Annotated in this window: 16 protein-coding genes and 1 tRNA gene; 13 read left to right on the plus strand and 4 right to left on the minus strand. The window is 60.1% G+C overall.

Features of this window, described 5'->3' with window-relative positions:
• The first annotated feature begins 109 nt into the window (after positions 1–109).
• From RRF56_RS24670 to RRF56_RS24700, 7 genes are all read left to right on the plus strand, one after another.
• Positions 110–454 carry a YbaB/EbfC family nucleoid-associated protein gene (locus RRF56_RS24670; RefSeq protein WP_317035803.1) on the plus strand — a complete coding sequence of 115 codons (345 nt, stop codon included), beginning with the start codon at positions 110–112 and terminating at the stop codon, positions 452–454.
• Between the two features lie 11 nt (positions 455–465).
• On the plus strand, positions 466–957 hold the full coding sequence (locus tag RRF56_RS24675) for a low molecular weight protein-tyrosine-phosphatase (RefSeq protein WP_317035804.1): 492 nt from the start codon (positions 466–468) through the stop codon (positions 955–957).
• Between the two features lie 66 nt (positions 958–1,023).
• The gene (locus RRF56_RS24680) at positions 1,024–2,772 is read left to right on the plus strand and encodes an alpha/beta hydrolase (RefSeq protein WP_317035805.1); all 1,749 of its coding nucleotides are present in this window, start codon (positions 1,024–1,026) and stop codon (positions 2,770–2,772) included.
• 53 nt (positions 2,773–2,825) lie between these two features.
• A complete protein-coding gene (locus tag RRF56_RS24685) occupies positions 2,826–3,281 on the plus strand; it encodes an ATP-dependent zinc protease (protein WP_317035806.1) in 456 nt (151 codons plus the stop codon).
• Between the two features lie 48 nt (positions 3,282–3,329).
• On the plus strand, positions 3,330–4,235 hold the full coding sequence (rimK, locus tag RRF56_RS24690) for a 30S ribosomal protein S6--L-glutamate ligase (protein ID WP_317035807.1): 906 nt from the start codon (positions 3,330–3,332) through the stop codon (positions 4,233–4,235).
• 129 nt (positions 4,236–4,364) lie between these two features.
• A complete protein-coding gene (locus RRF56_RS24695; RefSeq protein ID WP_410510516.1) occupies positions 4,365–5,675 on the plus strand; it encodes an HhoA/HhoB/HtrA family serine endopeptidase in 1,311 nt (436 codons plus the stop codon).
• Between the two features lie 513 nt (positions 5,676–6,188).
• Positions 6,189–6,848 carry a TIGR04282 family arsenosugar biosynthesis glycosyltransferase gene (locus RRF56_RS24700; protein WP_317035809.1) on the plus strand — a complete coding sequence of 220 codons (660 nt, stop codon included), beginning with the start codon at positions 6,189–6,191 and terminating at the stop codon, positions 6,846–6,848.
• Between the two features lie 9 nt (positions 6,849–6,857).
• Here the strand turns inward: RRF56_RS24700 and RRF56_RS24705 are convergent, their stop codons facing one another.
• A complete protein-coding gene (locus tag RRF56_RS24705; protein WP_317035810.1) occupies positions 6,858–7,373 on the minus strand; it encodes a rhodanese-like domain-containing protein in 516 nt (171 codons plus the stop codon).
• On the opposite strand from RRF56_RS24705, the gene RRF56_RS24710 reads away from it, so the two are divergent.
• Complete coding sequence (locus RRF56_RS24710; RefSeq protein WP_317035811.1) at positions 7,372–8,079, plus strand: DUF547 domain-containing protein; 708 nt, start codon at positions 7,372–7,374, stop codon at positions 8,077–8,079. The two genes, RRF56_RS24705 and RRF56_RS24710, sit on opposite strands and share 2 nt — an antisense overlap.
• Positions 8,080–8,141: 62 nt before the next feature.
• Here RRF56_RS24710 and RRF56_RS24715 read toward each other — a convergent pair whose 3' ends face one another.
• Positions 8,142–8,885: a TIGR04283 family arsenosugar biosynthesis glycosyltransferase gene (locus RRF56_RS24715; protein ID WP_317035812.1), complete on the minus strand. Its 744-nt coding sequence runs from the start codon at positions 8,883–8,885 to the stop codon at positions 8,142–8,144.
• Positions 8,886–9,096: 211 nt separating this feature from the next.
• Here RRF56_RS24715 and RRF56_RS24720 point away from each other — a divergent pair.
• Positions 9,097–9,169 (plus strand) — tRNA-His (locus tag RRF56_RS24720).
• Positions 9,170–9,293: 124 nt separating this feature from the next.
• Here the strand turns inward: RRF56_RS24720 and RRF56_RS24725 are convergent.
• Complete coding sequence (locus tag RRF56_RS24725) at positions 9,294–9,857, minus strand: hypothetical protein (RefSeq protein WP_317035813.1); 564 nt, start codon at positions 9,855–9,857, stop codon at positions 9,294–9,296.
• Between the two features lie 134 nt (positions 9,858–9,991).
• Between RRF56_RS24725 and RRF56_RS24730 the strand changes: the two genes are divergently transcribed.
• The 3 genes from RRF56_RS24730 to RRF56_RS24740 all read left to right on the plus strand — a co-directional run bounded on the left by RRF56_RS24730 (position 9,992) and on the right by RRF56_RS24740 (position 13,070).
• Positions 9,992–10,675, plus strand: coding sequence for a response regulator transcription factor (locus RRF56_RS24730; RefSeq protein ID WP_317035814.1), 684 nt, complete (start codon positions 9,992–9,994; stop codon positions 10,673–10,675).
• Positions 10,672–12,135, plus strand: coding sequence for an ATP-binding protein (locus tag RRF56_RS24735; protein WP_317035815.1), 1,464 nt, complete (start codon positions 10,672–10,674; stop codon positions 12,133–12,135). The genes RRF56_RS24730 and RRF56_RS24735 overlap by 4 nt, the downstream gene beginning before the upstream one ends.
• Before the next feature lie 203 nt (positions 12,136–12,338).
• Positions 12,339–13,070 (plus strand): TPM domain-containing protein, encoded by a 732-nt coding sequence (locus RRF56_RS24740; RefSeq protein ID WP_410510692.1) that lies wholly within the window; start codon positions 12,339–12,341, stop codon positions 13,068–13,070.
• A gap of 52 nt (positions 13,071–13,122) precedes the next feature.
• Here the strand turns inward: RRF56_RS24740 and RRF56_RS24745 are convergent, their stop codons facing one another.
• Entirely contained in the window at positions 13,123–15,441 is a 2,319-nt protein-coding gene (locus RRF56_RS24745; protein ID WP_317035817.1) for an ATP-binding protein, read from the minus strand.
• A gap of 177 nt (positions 15,442–15,618) precedes the next feature.
• Between RRF56_RS24745 and cobN the strand changes: the two genes are divergently transcribed.
• A complete protein-coding gene (gene cobN / locus RRF56_RS24750) occupies positions 15,619–19,602 on the plus strand; it encodes a cobaltochelatase subunit CobN (protein ID WP_317035818.1) in 3,984 nt (1,327 codons plus the stop codon).
• Positions 19,603–19,694 lie beyond the last annotated feature (92 nt).

The raw sequence follows: 19,694 nt of genomic DNA on the forward strand, positions 1-19,694 counted from the left end.
GATAACCCTACTTAAGCGTTTGATTTCGCCCTTGGGCGCTAGAATCGTATAGCTGATTGGCACCACCCGCTGGATGCTAACAGTGCGCTGTACGTTTGAGAGATACTCCATGTCACAAGGTCAAGGATTTGGGTTTGGGTTAGGCAAAATGAAGGAGCTAACCGAGGCCTTCAAAAAAGCCCAGCAGATTCAAGAAGGGGCCAAGCAGCTGCAAGAAGAGCTAGAGCAGATGGAGATCGCAGGCGAGTCGGGCGGTGGCCTGGTGACAGTTATCATGAGCGGTAACCAGGAACCCAAGGGCGTCACCATTTCCCCCGATGCGCTCAACGAAGGCGCTGAGGTGCTCTCTGACCTGGTCACCGCCGCGATGAAAGATGCCTACGAAAAATCGACGGCCACCATGCGCGATCGCATGGAGCTACTTACCGGTGGGCTAAACCTGCCCGGTCTGTAGGCGACAGCGCTATGACCATTCGGCTGTTATTTGTGTGCCTGGGCAACATCTGTCGTTCGCCCTCGGCTGAAAACATCATGAACCACCTGATTCAGCAGCGGCAGCTGAGCAATCAGGTGGTGTGCGACTCAGCGGGCACCGCTAGCTACCACGTTGGCAGTGCCCCCGATCGGCGCATGGCCCAAGCGGCTAGAGCCAAAGGTATTGAGCTAGTGGGCCGAGCCCGTCAGTTCGAGGCGAGCGACTTTGAGCGCTTCGACTATATCTTGGCTATGGACCGAGACAATTATCGAGATATTCTAGCCCTCGACTCTGCCGGTCAGCACCGCGATCGGGTGCGGCTGATGTGCGACTTTTGCCGCAGCCACCCCGACCAAGAGGTGCCCGACCCCTACTACGGTGGCCCCGAAGGGTTTACCTACGTGATCAGCCTGCTCCACGATGCCTGTGAGGGGCTGCTCGACCACGTTCTAGAACACCATCCTGTCACCGCTCCCCAGTAGTCGCCTCCGTCGCCCAACTTAGTAGCCACCCCACCCCCAGCTCTAATGCGTAATGGCCCCGCTCCAATGCTCGCTTTGATGCAGAATGCCCGGCTGTGGCTGGGGCGCAGTGCTACTGCGGTAGGTTTGGGCATGCTGAGTACCCTAGCGGCGATCGCACCGGGCTACGCCGCCGAAGATTTGGTTGTCTCCTTCGGTATTTTGCAGCGCGTCATTCCGATCGCCGATCTAGAGCGCTTTGCCGCTACGGGCGAGCTTACCCCTCAGCTCAAAATTTACAGCCGACAATTTCAGCTGTCTCCAGACCAGCTAGAGCAAATTCGCGGTGTGCTTAGCACTCCGGCCAATATTAGCCCGGTGGCGGTGGCTCAGTTCCTCTACACCGAGCAGGGGGTGCTGCTGCTAGAGCAAATTGGGCGTGTGGTGCAAACGCCAGTGCGCCAGGCCAACGTGCAAGCCCTGCGCGGGGCGTTAATTTTGGCCGCCGCCGACCCCACCGACAACTTTACTCTGATCAATGTGCTCAGGCTGTACCCTACTCAGGCTATGCACATTGACCTGGCAGAAGGCCTGGGGATCGCCCAGGAGATCAACCAGGCTATTTTGCAGTCAAATGTCGCCTTTACCCAGGTGCAGGCGATCGCCCAGCAAGAGGCCGCCGCCAACCCGGTCGATGTGGGGGCAGTGCTAGATCTAATCGCGAGCGAGCGGCAGTACGGTGTAGATCCTATTCAGGTGGTGGTGCCTGGTCTGTCGACCCCCGTTCAACTCTACCTGCCCGAAGTCTTGCCAGGGCAGCGGGCCAAGCCTCCCCAGGGCTTTCCCCTAGTGGTGATCTCCCACGGGCTAGGGGGCACCGGCAGTAGCTACACCTACCTCGCCGAGTACCTCGCCCAGGGCGGCATCGCAGTAGCGGCGATCGAGCATCCCGGCAGCAATGACCAGCAGCTCTATGCGCTACTGGCTGGGCAATCGGGTGCGATCGTGCAAGATGAAGAATTTCTCCGGCGACCGCGAGATGTCTCGCTCACCCTAAATACCCTCACCAGTCTCAACACCAGCCCCTCGCCCATTCAAAATCAGCTCGATCTCAACCGGGTTGGGGTCATTGGTCAGTCGTTTGGGGGCTATACGGCCCTGGCTCTGGCAGGGGCCACCTTTGATCCCGATGGGTTAGCCCAGGTGTGTCCTCCCGGCACCCTCTCCTTCAACCCATCGCTGCTGTTGCAGTGCCAGATGGTGCGCCTAACTGATCCCGGCAACAGCCTGGGCGATCCTCGGGTGAAGGCGATTTTTGTCATGAACCCTATCGGCAGCGCCCTGTTTGGCGAACTGGGCTACGGCCAAATCGGTGTGCCAACTCTGGTGGTCGCCGGTACGGCTGACACCGTAGCGCCAGCCTATCCAGAGCAGATTCAGCCCTTTGGCTGGCTGGCCGCCCCCCAGCAATACCTGCTGCTGATCAGTCGGGCCACCCACTTCTCAACCATTGGCGATATAGCCATTGGCAACCAGCCCTTGCCCATTCCGCCAGAACTAATCGGCCTTCGCCCCGATCTGGTATGGGGCTATATGCAGGTGCTGGGGCTAGCCTACTTCAAGCTCACCCTAGAAAATGATCAGCGGTTTGAACCCGCCCTAGCCGCCGCCTTTGCTGCCGCCCTGGGCAACGACACCTACCCCCTCAGCCTCATCACCACCCTCAACCCTGCCCCTCCGGCAGAATCACCGCCCCCAGAAACACTGCCAGAAACACCTGCCGCTGGGCTCGAAACCAGGCCAACCGAGGTCCTCAGCGCCCCCGTTTTCCCCTAGGGACAACCCATCCCTTGTCTGGCTATGTTCCCTGTTATGCTCTCAGAGGTGGTATGAGTTCTGGTGCTGCAACGGCTGCAATAATTGGCTGGCGCGAATGGGTGGCCTTGCCCGCCCTAGGGGTTGATGCCATCAAGGCTAAGATCGACACGGGGGCTCGTTCGTCCAGCCTCCACGCCTTTGGAGTCGAACGGTTTGAGCGCGGTGGTAGAGCGATGGTGCGGTTTCAGGCCCATCCTCTCCAGCGCAACGACGACGATAGCGTTACCGCCGAGGCCGTGCTGCTAGACCATCGCCTGGTGCGCAACTCTGGCGGCCAGGCAGAACTGCGCCCGGTAATTGAGACGCCGGTGCAGGTGGGCGGTGTGGTGTGGGCCATTGAGCTAACCTTAACCAATCGCGATGAGATGGGCTTTAGAATGCTGCTGGGCCGGCAGGCGGTGCGGCGGCGTTACCTGGTAGACCCCGGGCGATCGTACCTCCAGCCGCTTCCCAACAGTCCCCAATAGCCTGAGACGATCCCAAGTGCTACCCCTAGAGAATTTTCCGAAGGTACTATGAAAATCGCGATTTTATCGAGGGATGCAAACCTCTACTCGACTCGACGGCTCAAGGAAGCAGGGGAGGAGCGGGGCCATGCAATGGAGGTGATCGATCACCTGCGCTGCTACATGAATATCACCTCCCACCAGCCCAAGGTGATGTACCAAAGCCAGCCCCTGATCGATATAGAAGCGGTAATTCCCCGGATTGGGGCGTCAAATACCTTCTATGGCACGGCGGTAGTACGTCAGTTTGAGATTATGGGGGTGTTTACGGCCAATACTTCTATGGCCATTTCCAGGTCGCGCGACAAACTCAGGTCGCTTCAGATCATGGCCCGCCGGGGCATTGGCCTGCCGGTGACAGGCTTTGCCCACTCCACCAAAGACATCGACGGCCTAGTCGATATTGTCGGCGGTGCCCCCCTGGTGATCAAGCTGCTCGAAGGCACCCAGGGCATTGGCGTGGTGCTGGCCGAAACCCAGCAGGCCGCCAAATCCGTGATCGAAGCCTTTCGCGGGCTAGATGCCAACATTCTGGTGCAAGAGTTTATCAAAGAGGCGGGCGGTATGGACATCCGCTGCTTTGTGGTGGGCGACAAAGTGGTGGCCGCCATGAAGCGCCAGGGAGCCCCCGGCGAATTTCGCTCTAACCTGCACCGGGGCGGGTCAGCGACTAAAGTTCGCCTCACCCCCGAAGAACGCAGCACCGCCATTCGCGCTGCCAAAGCCATGGGCCTGCGGGTAGCCGGGGTTGACCTACTGCGCTCTAACCACGGCCCGGTGGTTATGGAGGTCAACTCATCGCCGGGGCTAGAGGGCATTGAAAAGGCTACCGATATCGATGTGGCAGGCAAAATCATCGATTTTGTGGTCAAGAACGCCGCGCCCCACAAAGACCGCGATCGCATTAAGTACTAATGCCAATTGTCCATGCCGCCAATGCGACACCCCAAAGTGTCACAGCTTCGCCACGGCCCCGCCACTGGCCCGCCATAGCATGACTTTATAGTCATAGATATCATAAGAGAGACAAGCGAGGATACAACTATGGAGAAAGATGAATCTGGACGTGCCCCTGAACGCGCTTCTGGGCGGGCTTCTGGGTACAGCCCCGTGGCTAAGTCACTGGCGCTCATGCTCTTAGGAGCCGGTATCGTCACTGCCGGGGGCCAAGTCTTTAACGCCGGGGGGCAGCCATCGACCAACGCCCCCGCGACTACAGAGGTCTTTTGGGATAATGGCTTTTGGAACAACAATTCTGAAGCCCCTGCCCCCGAGGCTGGTGCCCAAACCGCCCAGGTTCCTGGCCAAGGCACCCCCCTGGCCATTGCCCCCTCGGTCTCTAGCCCCAACGTCATTGCCGATATCGTGCGCGAAGTTGGTCCTTCGGTAGTGCGCATTGATGCCGCCCGCACAGTGCAAAACAACGTTCCCCCCATTTTTCAAGACCCGCGCCTGCGCCAATTCTTTGGCGACAGCATGCCAACTCCTCGCGGTGAGCAGGTGCGGCGGGGCGTTGGCTCAGGGTTTATCACCTCCGCCGATGGCCAAATCATCACCAATGCTCACGTGGTGGCTGGAGCCGACCAGGTTGATGTCACTCTCAAAGATGGCCGCAGCTACACTGGCCGGGTCATGGGTGCTGATTCAGTCACCGATATCGCGGTAATCAAGATTGAGGCCAGCGACCTGCCCACGGTCGCGCTCAGCAACTCCGACGAAATTCAGCCCGGTGAATGGGCGATCGCCATTGGCAACCCCCTTGGCCTAGACAGCACGGTCACCGCTGGTATTGTTAGCGCCACCGGTCGCTCTAGCCGCGATGTGGGCGTCCCCGACAAGCGGGTTGACTTCATCCAAACCGATGCCGCTATCAACCCCGGCAACTCTGGTGGGCCGCTGCTTAACCTCAATGGCGAAGTCATTGGCGTCAACACCGCCATTATTCAGGGAGCACAGGGCATTGGCTTCGCCATCCCGATCAACACCGTGCAGCGGATTAGCAGCCAGCTGATTCAAAATGGCCGGGTTGAGCACGCTTACCTGGGCATTCAAATGGTAAACCTGACGCCGGAGCTAAAGCAAAACATCAACAGCAACCCCAACCGCCCCTTCTCGGTCGAAGCCGAGTCCGGCGTGCTGATTGGCCGGGTCATGCCCAACTCCCCAGCGGCCCAGGGCGGTCTGCGCGAAGGCGACATCATTGTAGCGATTGAGGGACAGCCGGTGAGAGACAGCAGCACGGTGCAGCAGGCGGTAGAGCGGTCTACGGTGGGGCAAAATCTGTCCCTCACCCTGCGGCGCGATGGCCGTGAGCAAACCGTTACGGTGCGCCCTGGCAACCTGCCGAGTCAGTAATGAGTTATGCATCTACCCGGCTCTTCTGCGGATGGAAGAGCTGATGCAGTAGGCGTGGCAGTCTTGCCGCGCCTATTTTCTTGGGGTTAGCTAAATCCGACTTGGCTACCCCCGAAATAGTGTAGGGCGAATGCCATTTGCCCCTACGAATTGGCCTTTTTGTAATCGGGGTTATGTGACTCGGATTTGCTCTGAAAATAGCCTAGCTTTTCATCGTTGGGGGTGCCGCGTCAGCAGCATGGACGATTGATATTGCACTCAATCCTGCTTGGTTACACCCGATTCAAAAGGGCGAAGGTGGTAGATCGGATTTGGTATCCGTTCTGTGAACAATAATCCAGGATATTGCAAACGTCTATTGGGTTCAGAAGGTTCGACGTCGGACGACACTCTGCAATGCCCCTACCAGAGGATGTCGCCTGGCAACGTGTCCTATCTAAATCAGCTGCTGCAACAGGCGGCTCAACGCCCCACAAAAAACTACGATGAAAGGCAATCTGCCGCATCAATGCCATGTCTTTATTTCCAATAGACGAGTCTGCAACCTATGGGCTGCTGATGTTTACCCGCTACCCAGAGCCGGGGCGCACCAAAACCCGATTGATTCCCCACCTGGGGGCGGAGGGGGCCGCCAGCCTTCAGCGACGGCTGAGTGAGTATGTGCTGGCTGAGGTGACAGCGGCAGCCCAGCAGCTTCCCCTGGCGGTAGCGGTGCACTTCGCTGGAGGTAGCCAAGGCCAAATGCAGGGCTGGCTAGGCGATCAGGTCGTCTACATTCCCCAATCTGATGGATCCTTGGGGGAGCGATTGGAGGCCGCTTTTAGGCAAGCGTTTGAGTTGGGTAGAGCAGGAGCGATCGCCATTGGCAGCGACTGCCCCGCCCTCAAGACTGAGCATCTGGCGGCAGCCCTAGCCGCTCTGCCCCAGGCCGACGTGGTGCTTGGCCCTGCTACCGATGGCGGCTATTACCTCATTGGGCTGCGGCAACCCCAGCCCAGCTTGTTTCGAGCCATCGACTGGGGCACCGATCGGGTACTGGCCCAAACCCTGGCGGCGGCTACGGCCCAGGGGCTAGCCGTAGCATTGCTCGATCCGCTCACCGACATCGATCGCCCCGAAGACCTGGCCCAGTGGGAGCAAATTTTGGCCCAGTCTAACCCGGTAGCGGGGTGAGCCGTCGGTTTAGTCGTCTAGCCGGTGGGCTCGTCCCGGTTTGAGCAGTAGACCCCAGACCGGGTTAAAAGGGTGCACGGTCGCTACGGGTTGGGCTTGACTGACCAGCGATCGCCCCTGATTGGCCCACTGAAACGCCGACCCAAGCAGGTTATACACCTGGCTGTACCCTGCTGCCTGCAGCTGAGCCGCCAGGCGAGCCGAACGATAGCCCACCGAGCAGTAGACCACAATGGGCCGATCGCGCTCTAGATCTAGTGCCAGGGCGGTTTCTATATTGGGTGCAGAATAGGCCCCCGGCAAATGGCTCACCGCAAACTCATCGTCGCGCCGCCCATCGAGCAGAATGGGGGCAGGCCCTGAATTTTGACTCAACCAGTCTGCTAGGCCTGCGGGGGGCACCGTGGGGACATCAGGAAATGTTCGTTGCACCCAACGGTTCACCAGCGACCAGGCCACGACTCGAACTAGATTCATCGGCGTTAGCATCAGAGACAGCGACCCTTGGCGCAGGAGATCGGCCATGCTAGATTTTACCCCCTGGAATTCTCTGCTTCAGACCTACGTGAACGACCAGGGCCGAGTCGACTACGCCCGCTGGCAGCAGGCCGACCTCCCCACCCTAGAAGCCTGGTTAGACACCTTACCCAACAGCCTCGACGGGCTGAACTCAGAGGAAGCTCTAGCGCTGCTGATCAATCTTTACAACGCTCTGACCATTCGCCAGGTGCTGCAAAAGTACCCTATCGACTCAATTCTGCCTAAGCTGTTGGGCATTCCCAACTGGCTAAGCTTTAGCCGCTTCTTTAGCCGTTCGGTTTACCACCTCGACGGCAAACCCCTCAGCCTCAACGGCCTGGAACACGATACCCTGCGCCCCCAGTTCAAGGAGCCACGCATTCACTTCGCGTTGGTCTGTGGGGCGGTGGGGTGCCCCATTCTGCGCAATGAGGCCTACCTGCCCGACATTGTCGAAGCCCAACTGGAAACCGATGCCCACCGCTTCATTCACAATCCCGACAAGGTGCGCTACGACGCCGAAGCTGGAGTGCTCTATTGCAGCAAAATCTTGAAGTGGTATGGCAAAGACTTTTTGCAAGTTGCCCCCTCGGTACCCGACTACATTGGCGCTTACCTGGCCCCTAACCCGCCCCTGTCGGCCCTGACTAAAGTGGAGTATTTGCCCTACGACTGGGGGGTGAATCGGCAAACGCCTGGGAGTAAGAATTGAGGGTTGCAGGTTTAAGGTTTCGGGTTCAATGTAGACCTGCAACCTGAATTTTTTCTGGCCCCTCACCGCACCTCCTCATAAAACCGCTTGAGTGTGGTGGCCGATACCCCTAGCCCCCAGAGCAACCCAATCATTAAGTAAATGGCGTTGGCCTTGAGGGCTCCCCAGGCAGCGACCCGGCGATCGGAGGATTGCACCACGCGGTTAATCTGGCGAATGCGGCCCCGGCGACATAGTTTGAGGCAGAGGTCGGCCTCCTCCATAATCGGCAGGGCTGGGTCAAAGCCACCACAGGCGAAGAAATCGGCCCGGCGGCAAAACATCACCTGGTCCCCAAACAGTAGCCGCAAACCCCGGGCAAAAAACAGGTGGGGTCGAAACAACAAGGGTGCGTAGTAAGTCTTGAGGGCGTTGTGTAGCGAAATGCCCCAGCGAATCGAGACTGGACCCGTCATCAGTGAGATAAACCCACCGCAGGCGATCGCAGGATTGAGCAGGGTGCCCTGCAACAGGTCTACCAGGTCGTCGGGCACCAGCGTATCGGCATGGAGAAAACAGAGCACATCGCCCTGGGCCGCCCTGGCCCCCAGATTCATTTGCACCGATCGCCCTGGGGTGGGGGCTTGCATCACGGTCAGGGGCAGGCGATCGCTGTAGGTGCGGGCGATCGCCACCGTGTCGTCGGTGCTGCCGCCATCGACCACCACCACCTCTTGCGGGGGTGGGTTGAGGGTTTGCAGGCTGCTCAGGGTGCGGCCTAGACAGCTGGCCTCATTCCAGGTGGGGATGATGATAGAAACCGACATAGACACAGCGATCGAGCAAGGCGCAATTCGACGGCACCCCCGACATGGGCTGGAGCGAGGCCAGAACGGCTAGGGGCGATCACCCCTGGGGGATTGATTAGATTCTACGAACTACCGCCCTCCCTGCCTAGAAATAGCCCCTCCTCAGAAAAATTTTGCCAGCCATAGTGAATAACTCTCCATCGGTGCTATAGTAAAAAACGCAAATATGGCGGGTGTAGCCAAGTGGTTAAGGCAGTGGATTGTGATTCCACCATTCGAGGGTTCGATCCCCTTCATCCGCCCTGGTTTCTAAATCAACGTTAATGTGGCCAGACCCCAGCAGGGGTTAAAACGCCTGAATGTGACCCATCAGCCCGAAGGCAAGCGGTGGGTCAAATTCAGGACACGTAAAGGTATTTGGCGGGCTTACTGCCCTTGGGCTTCGGGGTTGGCGCGGCGGTGCCTTGCCCCCATGGCGCTGCGGAGGGCCTCGCGCAGGTCGGCTTCGCTGACGCCGAGCTGGGTGGCGACCACTGCTAAGTCAGGGCGTGGTGGCAGTTCAGCGGGCAGGCCCAGGGCGCTCTGAAGCTGGGCTGAGCTGACGCCGAGCTGGGCGGCGGCAGCAGCTAGGGCCGCGCGGGGGTCGGGCCGTTCGCCTGTCGCTGGCCGGTTTTGCCTGGCCTGGCGCATGGTGTTGCGCAGAACCTCGCGCAGGTCAGTTTCGCTGACGCCGAGCTGGGTAGCCGCCGCCGCCAAGTCAGGGCGCGGCGGCATCTCGGTGGGAATGCCCAGGGCTGCCCGCAGGTTAGCTTCGCTGACGCCAAGCTGAGCAGCAGCGGTGGCCAGGGCCTGACTTGGCCCCCGACCCTGGCGATAGCCTTGAGTCTGCTCGGTGCGCTGGGGGCGCTGGTGAGTTTGACTAAAGGCGGCTAGGCCCAGGCTGCCGACTAGTCCCAGGGTGAGGGCGGCGGTGATCAGAGAACGGTGCATAACCATACTCAACTAAGGGGTGATTTAAGGTTGACAAGATCTATTAAGTCTAGACACCATGACAAAACCATGGCGGCTAAATTACACCTTTGTCATGCTCTAGGCGGTGGGGCGGTGCTAGGCTAAGCAGCGATATGAACGTATTACTGGTAGAAGACGAGGCTAGGATTGCCGGGTTCGTGGCCCAGGGGCTGCAGGAGCAGGGGTTCGTGGTTGACACCTGCCACCACGGCAGTGAGGGCTATGCCCTGGCCTGCGATCGCACTTACGACGTGGTACTGCTCGATATTATGGTCCCGGGCATGGATGGTCTGGCCATTCTCAAAGCGCTGCGGGGGGCAGGGCAGACGGTGCCGATCATTTTAATCACCGCCCGTAACGAACTCGACGATCGGCTGGCTGGGCTCAATTTAGGAGCTGATGACTACATCGCTAAACCCTTCTATGTCGAAGAATTGGTAGCCCGCATCCATGCGGTAGTGCGGCGCAGCAGCGGCGATCGCCAAAATTTTCTCACCGCTGGCCCCCTGCGCCTCGATCGCATCACCCGTGACGTTACCTGCACCGACCGGCGGGTTGAGCTGACGGCCCGTGAGTTTAACCTACTGGAATATTTGATGCGATCGCCCGGTCGTGTGCTCACCCGCACCCAAATTTTGGAGCATGTCTGGGGCTACGACTTCAACCCCACCACCAATGTTGTCGATGTCGCCATTCAGCGGTTGCGTAAAAAGCTCGACCCCCTAGACGCCGCCCGGTGGATTGAAAGCGTGCGGGGGGTCGGCTACCGCTTTCGCGTCCCGGAGGCCGAGGGGTGAACCGACCCTCCCTGCGGCTGCGGCTGGCGCTCTGGGCTGCCGCCCTGGCAGGTGGGGCGCTGCTGGGGTTTGCCCTGCTGTCGAGCTGGCTAATCTACCAGGCCAAGCTCGATCGCCTCGATGCCCGTCTAGAGCGCGCTGTGCCCCTGGCTCGTCCCGGCAACGGTCCTGATGGCCGCCTGGGCAGTGGCCCTAGCCCAGATACCGGGCTGGGGCCGATTTTAGGGTTGAGCCTAGGCCCACGCCTAGAGGCCGATTTAGCCAAAGACTTGGGCCTGCCCACCGACTCAGAGGTGGGCCTTTTATTAATCAACCGGGCTGGGCAAATAGTCTACCAATCTCCCCAATGGTCGATCGCCCCGGCCCAACTGCCCGCCCTGCCCCTGCCATCGGCGGGTGGGCCTCGGCGGGGTCATCGTCGGTTGCTCACCGTACAGACTGACGCTGGTTCCTGGCGGGTATCGGTACGGGCGTCGTCTCTGGGGCAGCTGGCGATCGCGGCCAATCTCGACGCCCTGCAACAGGAAATGACCGCCCTCCAGCGCATCTATCTCCTCACTATTCCAGGGCTGCTGCTGGCCATTGGCGGCGGAGCCTGGGCCTTGGCTGGCCAGGCTCTGCGGCCCGTGCGCCAGCTCAGCCAAAGCATTAATCAGGTGACTGCCCAGGGGTTGCACCAGCGAGTGCCCCCCGCCACCGAGCCAGAGTTTGAGCCGCTGATTGTGGCTTTCAATGCCATGCTAGAACGGCTAGAACGCAGCTTTCAGCAGGCTTCTCGCTTTAGTGGCGACGCCGCCCATGAGCTCAAAACCCCGCTGACCATTCTCCAGGGTGAGTTAGAACAGGCCATTCAACAGGTAGACACCGGCTCGGCCACCCAACAAGCCCTAAGCCAGCTGCTTGACCAGGTGCGTCAACTCAGCAGCATCGTGCGCAAGCTGCTGCTGTTGTCCCTCGCCGATGCAGGGCAAATGAGCATTCAGCGGCAGCCGGTAGAGTTTAGCGCCCTGGTGCAAGAACAACTCGAAGATTTTGCCCTGCTGGCCCCCGACCTCACCCTCACCGCCGAAATCGAGCCGGGGCTGACGGTGGCAGGCGATCGCGATCTGCTCACCCAGGTCATTCAAAACTTAATCACCAACGCCGCTAAATACAACCGGCCCCAGGGCTGGGTGCGGGTGAGCACCGACCTCGACCAACAGTGGGTCAGGCTGACTCTGACCAATGCTACCCTGGCCATCACCCCAGCCGAGGCAGACCGTCTATTCGATCGCTTCTACCGGGGCGACCCAGCCCGCACGGGCCAAACCGAGGGTCTAGGCCTGGGCCTGAGCCTCGCCCGCGAAATCGCCCGCGCCCACGGAGGTGATTTGGTGTTTACCCCCAGCCAGCCCAACCAAGCCCGGTTTAGCCTGCACCTACCTGCCGTCGAGACCACCCGGCGCTACCCCTGTCCCTAGGCGAATTAATATTAGAGCAATGTAAACAACTGTTAACAAAGGTATAGACTAAATTAAGGACTATGCCTCACTATTGCCTTACCTTGGCAGATCGTGGGGTGGCCTCCGTCGTTGTCAGTTCTAGGTTGTTACGGCAAGTCAGTATGAGAAACGCACTGAAAATTTTAGTCATTTGTGTCATTGGCCTCTGCGTTTGGCTGCCTATGGCCCCCGCCTGGGCCTACGATAACCCTGAACTCTTGCCCGACAAAGAAACGGCAATTATCGACCTGGCCAAGTCTCTCAGCGCTCGTCAAGAAGAAAGCCTGGATTCTGAACTTAACCAGTTTGAAACCGAGACCGGCTGGAAGCTACGGGTGCTAACCCAGTACGACCAAACCCCAGGTCGCGCCGTCAAAGACTTCTGGGGGCTCGACGATCGCAGCATCATGCTGGTGGCTGACCCGCGCGGCGGCAATCTGCTCAACTTCAGCGTGGGTGATGCCGTCTATGACCTGCTGCCCCGCACCTTTTGGATTGAGCTACAAACCCGTTATGGTAACCAGTTCTTTGTGCGCGAGAACGGCGAAGACAACTCTATTTTGAGCGCTCTAGAGTCGATTCAGGGCTGTTTGCGCCAGGGGGGCTGCAATGTGGTGCCCGGCCTACCCCAAGAGCAGTGGGTGCTGACCTTGATCACCTCGATTTTAGGAGGGGTGATCTGCGGATTTGCCGCTCACCCGCGCAAGCCGGGGCAGGTGTTGGCCTGGCAGTGGGTACTGATTTTTTCGCCCCTGTGGGGAATTTTGTTCTTTGCCTTTGGCCTGGGGCCAGTGATTAGCCGCACCAGCGACTGGTTACCCCTAACCCGCAACATAACGGGCTTTTTGATTGGCGCGCTGGTGGCTTACCTGACGCCAAATTTTGGCGGACCAGCCCCCAATTCTGAAACCTAAACGAGACCGGAAAGTAGAGGCTCAGCTATCCCGCCAGCATTTTTTTTAAGAGCTACAGCGGGTGGCTGGCCATCACGGCATTGACCGTGGCCAATAGCTGGCGGGGATCAATGGGTTTATGGATACAGGCGCTAGCCCCCGACTTAAGAGCCTGCTCGACCTGGGCCTGGTCATCTACATCGAGTAGGGCCAGAATGCTCGGTTTGGCCGAGGCTGAGGACCGGTGCAGGGCGGCAATAATATCGTGACCATCGGCGCTGGCCAACGTCAAGCTCGTGATGACAGCGGCGGGCTGCAACAGTTCGACCTGGTCTAACACCCGCGAGCCGTCTACGATCCAGATCACCTGGTAGGCGGCGGCGGTAAGCATGTCGCAGATCAAACTGGCGGTTTCTTCGTTGTCTTCGACCAGCACCACGCGCCCGACAATCGGTTCGGCGGTGGGGGTAAGCTCTACGGGCAGGGGGTGTACCGGTCGCTGGAAGGGAATACGCACGGTAAAGACCGAGCCGACCCCAACCTTAGAGCTGACTTTAATCGAGCCGCCGTGCAGTTGGATCAGCTGCTTGGTGAGGGCCAGCCCTAAGCCGGTGCCCTGGTGTTCCCGCTGGCGGACGTTCTCCAACTGCTGAAATTTCTCAAACAGCAGCGATTGAGCCTCCGCCGAGATGCCAATGCCGGTATCTTCGATCTGAAAGACCACATCGTTTTGCTCTCGCCGCACCCGCAGCACGACCTTGCCCTCAGCGGGGGTAAATTTGATCGCATTGCTGAGCAGATTGGCCAAAATTTGCCGAATCCGTCGAGGATCGGCCACGAAGGTTTCTTGCCCAGCCGCCAGTTTGAGGTCGAGGGAAATCTCGATGCCGTTTTGGGTGGCTTCGCGGCGAAAAGCATCAACGCTTTGGCGACACAGGGAGGCTAAGGCAAACTGCCGCACTTCTAGCACGGTGCGCCCCGCCTCAATTTTAGAGACATCGAGAATGTCGTTGATTACCCGCAACAGGTGCTCGCCACTGGACTGAATCGTGGTGAGGTAGTCGCGCTGGCGGGGGTTGAGGTCGCCCAGCGACCAGCGCAGTAGCGTGGCCGACATGCCAATGATGTAGGTCAGGGGGGTGCGCAGCTCGTGGCTCATGGTGGCCAAAAACTCACTCTTGGCGCGGTTGGCGGCCTCGGCGGCAACCAGAGCATCGCGTAGATCTTGGGTGCGCTCGACTACGCACACTTCAAGGTTTTGGGTCTGCTGTTGGAGCTGTTCGTAGAGCTGGGCCTGGTTGATGGCGATCGCCAGGTGCTCGGCAATGTGCTGCAAAAACTCGGTTTCCCACGGCTGCCAGGGGCGCTGATAGGCGCACTGGTGCACAATCAGCAGTCCCCAGAGCTGCTGGCCAACCAAAATGGGGGCGACAACCTTAGATTTAACCTGCATTTGGGTTAAAAACGACAGCAGGCAGGGAGACTGCCGATAGTGTTCGACCACGTCGTCGATCGCTAAGGTGTGCCCCTGGCGGTAGGGTAAGCCCAGATCGGGGGCGTCGGGATGCTGCTGAAAACAGAGCCCTTCAGTGTAGTTGAGCACCGAGGCCAGGCGATCGCTCGATCGCGACTCATAGGTAATGTAGCCGATGGAATGCTCTCCGCTCTGGGGCTGAGGTGTCGGTGGCGAATCGGCATCAGGGGCATCCATCCGCTTTACGGGGGCGGCGGGGCTGAGGTCAAACTGGTAAATCAGTAGGCGATCGGCCTGGAGAAACTGACGCACCTCAGCGACGGTGGTTTCTAGAATCTCGGTTAGCTTGAGACTGCCCTGAATTTTAGTAATCACCTGGTTCAGCAGCAAGCGACGCTCGTGCTGGCGGTTAATTGCCACCGCTGCATTGGCAGGGGGGTAAGGCTCAACTGCCGTAGGCTGGCCAGATTCTAGCTCGCTGGGTTCTGGCTCGCCGGGCTCTAGCTCAGCCAACCGTTCGGCCCAGGACTGCAACCAGGCCAGCATAAACTGGCTGAGATCGGGCAGAGCACTGGTCGCCAGCCCCTGGGCCGGTATGTCTAGCCCCTGCTGGCGCATAAATTCACCAACGCTTTGAGCGTCGGCGATTAGGTCGATGACTACCTGGGAGTCATGCTGGTTAGCCGCTTGACCCTGCCCCATTGGGTCGGTAGTGTAGGGGTGCGCGCTTACCACCAGAGACAGCGATGAGCCCAGCAAGCACCAAAAAGTCAGGCCCGCTGAGCTAGCAGGTCCATCGGCCTCAGTGAGCAAAGTAAGCTGGTGCTGATCAGCGTACTGACACAAAAATTGCCCCAGTTTCGCCAGGGCAGCCCTGGGCATCACCTGTTCGGTGCCACGGTTTTGAGAGTCAGGCATCCTTAGATTTTGAGGCCGAGCGCGCCCATTGCAGGTTGGCTGTAAAGGGGTTAATTAAAATGGTTGTAACTAAATTGGTTTGAATGATTCGGCAGTACCCATGGTAGCCCTCGTTTCAGTTTTGTCTGACTTACGCTAGAGTTCCTTCAGATTTCGTAGTTGTTTTAAATTTCGCCCATGCATCGCTTAGCCGCTACCCCCGGCGGCTGGACGCCGGATACTGAGGGGGTAATTTTTGTCGAGCAAACCCCGGCCCCGCTGGTGTTTCTCACCGCCGCCGATACCGAGATTCAAAGTCTGGCCCAGGCCCGGTTTCCCGCCGATGCTCCAGCGCTGCGGGTGGCCAACCTGCTCCAGCTGCAACAGCAGTTGGCGATCGACACCTACGCCGACGCTGTGCTGCGCCAGGCTCAGATCATCATTGTGCGGTTGTTGGGGGGCCGTGCCTACTGGCCCTACGGCTTAGAAGTGGTGAGAGATGTCGTCGCTGTAACCGGAGCCGCCCTGGTGGTGCTGCCCGGTGACGATCGCCCTGCCCCCGACCTAATCAGCCACTCTACCGTGCCCTTAACGGTGGCCAACCAGCTGTGGCGTTACCTCAACGAGGGCGGGGTTGAAAATATGACCCACGGGCTGCTGTGGATATGCGATCGCATTCTGCATACCCAGTACAACCCGCCGGAGCCCCAGGAGATTCCTAAGGTGGGGGTGTATCCCTATGCCAGCTTGGCCCTCACCCCTGGCCCCTCTCCCTCTGGGAGAGAGGAACCGGAGGCAGAGCGATCTGAACCGCAAAATCAAACATCAAAAATTGGGCTGATCTTCTACCGTGCCCACTATCTGGCGAGCAACACTGCGCCGATTGATGCCCTCTGCCATGCCTTAGAGCAGCGGGGATTGGAGCCGGTGCCGGTGTTTATGTCGTCGTTGCAAGACCCCGAGGTGCAGGCAGATTTGGTCGCTCTGCTCAAGCCCAAGGATGGCCCGGGCATTGATGTACTGCTGACTACCACCAGCTTTTCGGTGGCGAAGCTGGACGGAGCTAGGCCAAATTTGGCCCTGTGGGAGGCGCTGGATGTGCCCGTGCTGCAAGTCATTCTCAGCGGCGGCACGCGGGAGGCTTGGGAGAGCCAGAGCCTGGGCCTATCGCCCCGCGACATCGCCATGAATGTGGCCCTGCCGGAGGTGGACGGGCGGATCATCACCCGCGCGGTGTCGTTTAAGGCCGCTAATCAGCGCAGCGAGGCGCTGGAAACCGATGTGGTCACCTACGAGCCTGTGCTAGACCGGGTAGAGTTTGTCGCTGACCTAGCCGCCCATTGGGCCAAGCTGCGGCGCACCCCCGTGGGCGATCGCCGCATCGCCCTGATTCTCGCCAACTATCCCAACCGCGACGGTCGCCTCGCCAACGGTGTTGGCCTCGACACGCCCCAGAGTGCGATCGCTGTTCTCCACGCCCTCAAAGCTGCTGGCTACACCCTCGGCGACATCCCCACCGATGGCGATGCGCTAATCCATCGCCTCACCGCTGGCGTCACCAACGACCCCGAAGGCCAAGACTTTCGCCAAGTCCATCAGTCCCTGCCCATTGAGGATTATCTCCAGCACTTCGAGAGCCTCCCGGACACAGTTCGAGCTGGCATGATGGCCCGGTGGGGGAGCGGGGAGTGGAGGAGTGAGGGCGATAACACCCACCCACCCATCCACCCATCCACCCACCCACCCATCCACCCATCCACCCACCCACCCATCCACCCATCCACCCACCCATCCATCCACTCATCCACTCACCCACCCATCCACCCACCCACCTTCCCCATCCCCGGTCTCCAGTTCGGCAACATCTTCATCGGCATTCAGCCCAGCCGGGGCTACGACCTTGACCCCAGCCTCAACTACCACTCGCCAGATCTAGAGCCGACCCCCGAGTACTTGGCCTTTTACCAGTGGCTGCGGCAGGGGTTTGGGGCTCAGGCGATCGTACACCTGGGCAAGCACGGCAACCTAGAATGGCTGCCGGGCAAAGGCGTCGGCCTGTCGCAAAACTGCTACCCCGAGGCCATGTTTGGCCCCATGCCCCACCTGTACCCGTTTATCGTCAACGACCCCGGCGAAGGCTCCCAAGCCAAGCGCCGTGCCCAGGCGGTGATTCTCGACCACCTGACACCGCCCCTCACCCGCGCCGAACTCTACGGCCCCCTAGAAAAGCTAGAAGGCCTAGTAGACGAATACTACGAAGCCCAGAGCCTTGATCCCACCCGTTTACAACTCATCGGCGATCGCATCCTCACCCTCCTCACCGACACCCACCTCCTCACCGAAATCTCCCCCACCCATCCACCCACCCACCCATCCACCCATCCACCCGCTCCCCCCCTCCCCACCCTCCTCCCCACCCTCGATACCTATCTCTGTGACCTCAAAGAGGCCCAGATTCGCGACGGGCTGCATATCTTTGGCCAGTGCCCCAACGGTCGCCAGCTCAGGGATCTGGTGGTGGCGATCGCCCGCCACCCCGGCCCCGGTCGCCAGGGGCTAACCCGCGCGATCGCCGAAGCCTGGGGACTCGACCTCGACCCCCTCACCGCCGAACCGGGGGAGTCCTTCACCGGGTTAGAGAACTGCCGGATTGTGGGGGATGCGATCGCGCGGCTGGAGGAAGAAGCGGCCAGGTTAGTGGAAGGGCTACTCCCCTCCTGGGTGGGGCAGGGGTGGGTTCGCCCAGACCCCGAGACCCACCCCGCCCTGGGGGCACCCCTCCCAGGAGGGGAGGCTGTGGCTACCGAACTTCAGTGGATTGAGCACACTCTGTTGCCCGCTCTCCTTCGCACCACTGACGAAATCACAAACCTGCTGGCGGGTCTGGACGGGCGCTACGTGCCCAGCGGCCCAGCGGGTGCCCCCAGCCGCAACCGGCCCGATGTGTTGCCCACCGGGCGCAATTTCTTCTCGGTCGATATTCGCGCCATTCCCACTGAGAGCGCCTGGGATGTGGGGCGGCGGGCGGCTGAGGTGCTGATCGAGCAGTACACCCAAGACCACGGCGACTACCCCCAGACCCTGGGCCTGTCGGTGTGGGGTACTTCGACCATGCGTACCGGCGGTGACGACATCGCCGAAGCCCTGGCGCTGATGGGAGTGCGCCCGGTGTGGGATGGCCCCTCGCGGCGGGTGGTCGATTTTGAGGTGCTGCCCCTGTCGGCCCTGGGGCGGCCTAGGGTAGATGTCACCCTGCGGATTTCGGGCTTCTTTCGCGACGCCTTCCCCAATTTGATCGACCTGTTTGACCAGGCGGTGGCGGCAGTGGCCGATCTGGCAGAACCCGCCGACCAGAATCCTCTTGCAGCCAGGGTGCAGCAAGAGTTGGCTGAGTGGCAGGCCCAGGGGCTGACAGCAGAGCAGGCGGCGGTGCGATCGCGCTACCGGATCTTTGGCTCTAAACCGGGGGCCTACGGCGCAGGCTTGCAGGGGCTGATCGAATCGCAAAACTGGAGCACCGACGCAGATCTGGCCCGCGCTTACCTCAACTGGAGCGGCTACGCCTACGGACGCAATGCCCAGGGCCGCGCCGCCCCCGAAGCCTTTGCCCAGCGGCTGCAGCAGATGCAGGTGGTGCTGCACAACCAGGACAACCGTGAGCACGACCTGCTCGACTCTGACGACTACTACCAGTTTCAAGGGGGTATGACTGTGGCCGCCCGCAGCCTCCAGGGGCGATCGCCCGCCACCTACTTTGGCGACAATGCGGTGACGGCCAAGCTCAAAGTGCGATCGCTGGCCGCCGAAATCGCCAAGGTCTACCGCTCCCGCGTGGTCAACCCCAAGTGGATCGAGGGAGTGATGCGCCACGGCTACAAAGGGGCCTTTGAAATGGCCGCCACAGTAGACTATCTATTTGCCTACGACGCCACCGCCCACTGCGTTGCCGACCACATGTACGAAGGGGTGGCTCAGGCCTATGTGTTGGATCCTCAAGTGCAGGCCTTTGTGCAGCAATCTAACCCCTGGGCGCTGCGCGATATGGCCGAGCGGCTGTTAGAGGCCAGCCAGCGGGGGTTATGGGCCTCAGCTGACCCGGGCCTGCTCGATGCCCTGCGACAGATCGCCCATCAGGCTGAAGGGGTGATCGAAACCCAGCAGCTGACCTCGGGGGCATTTTAGACGGTGGGGATCAGGCGATCTCGCCATGGCGATCGCGACCTAGGCCCTAGATTACGATGGTAGGGAAGAGGGGTTAGATCGCCATCCTTAGG

This window comes from Nodosilinea sp. E11, from assembly GCF_032813545.1.
Lineage (GTDB): Bacteria > Cyanobacteriota > Cyanobacteriia > Phormidesmidales > Phormidesmidaceae > Nodosilinea.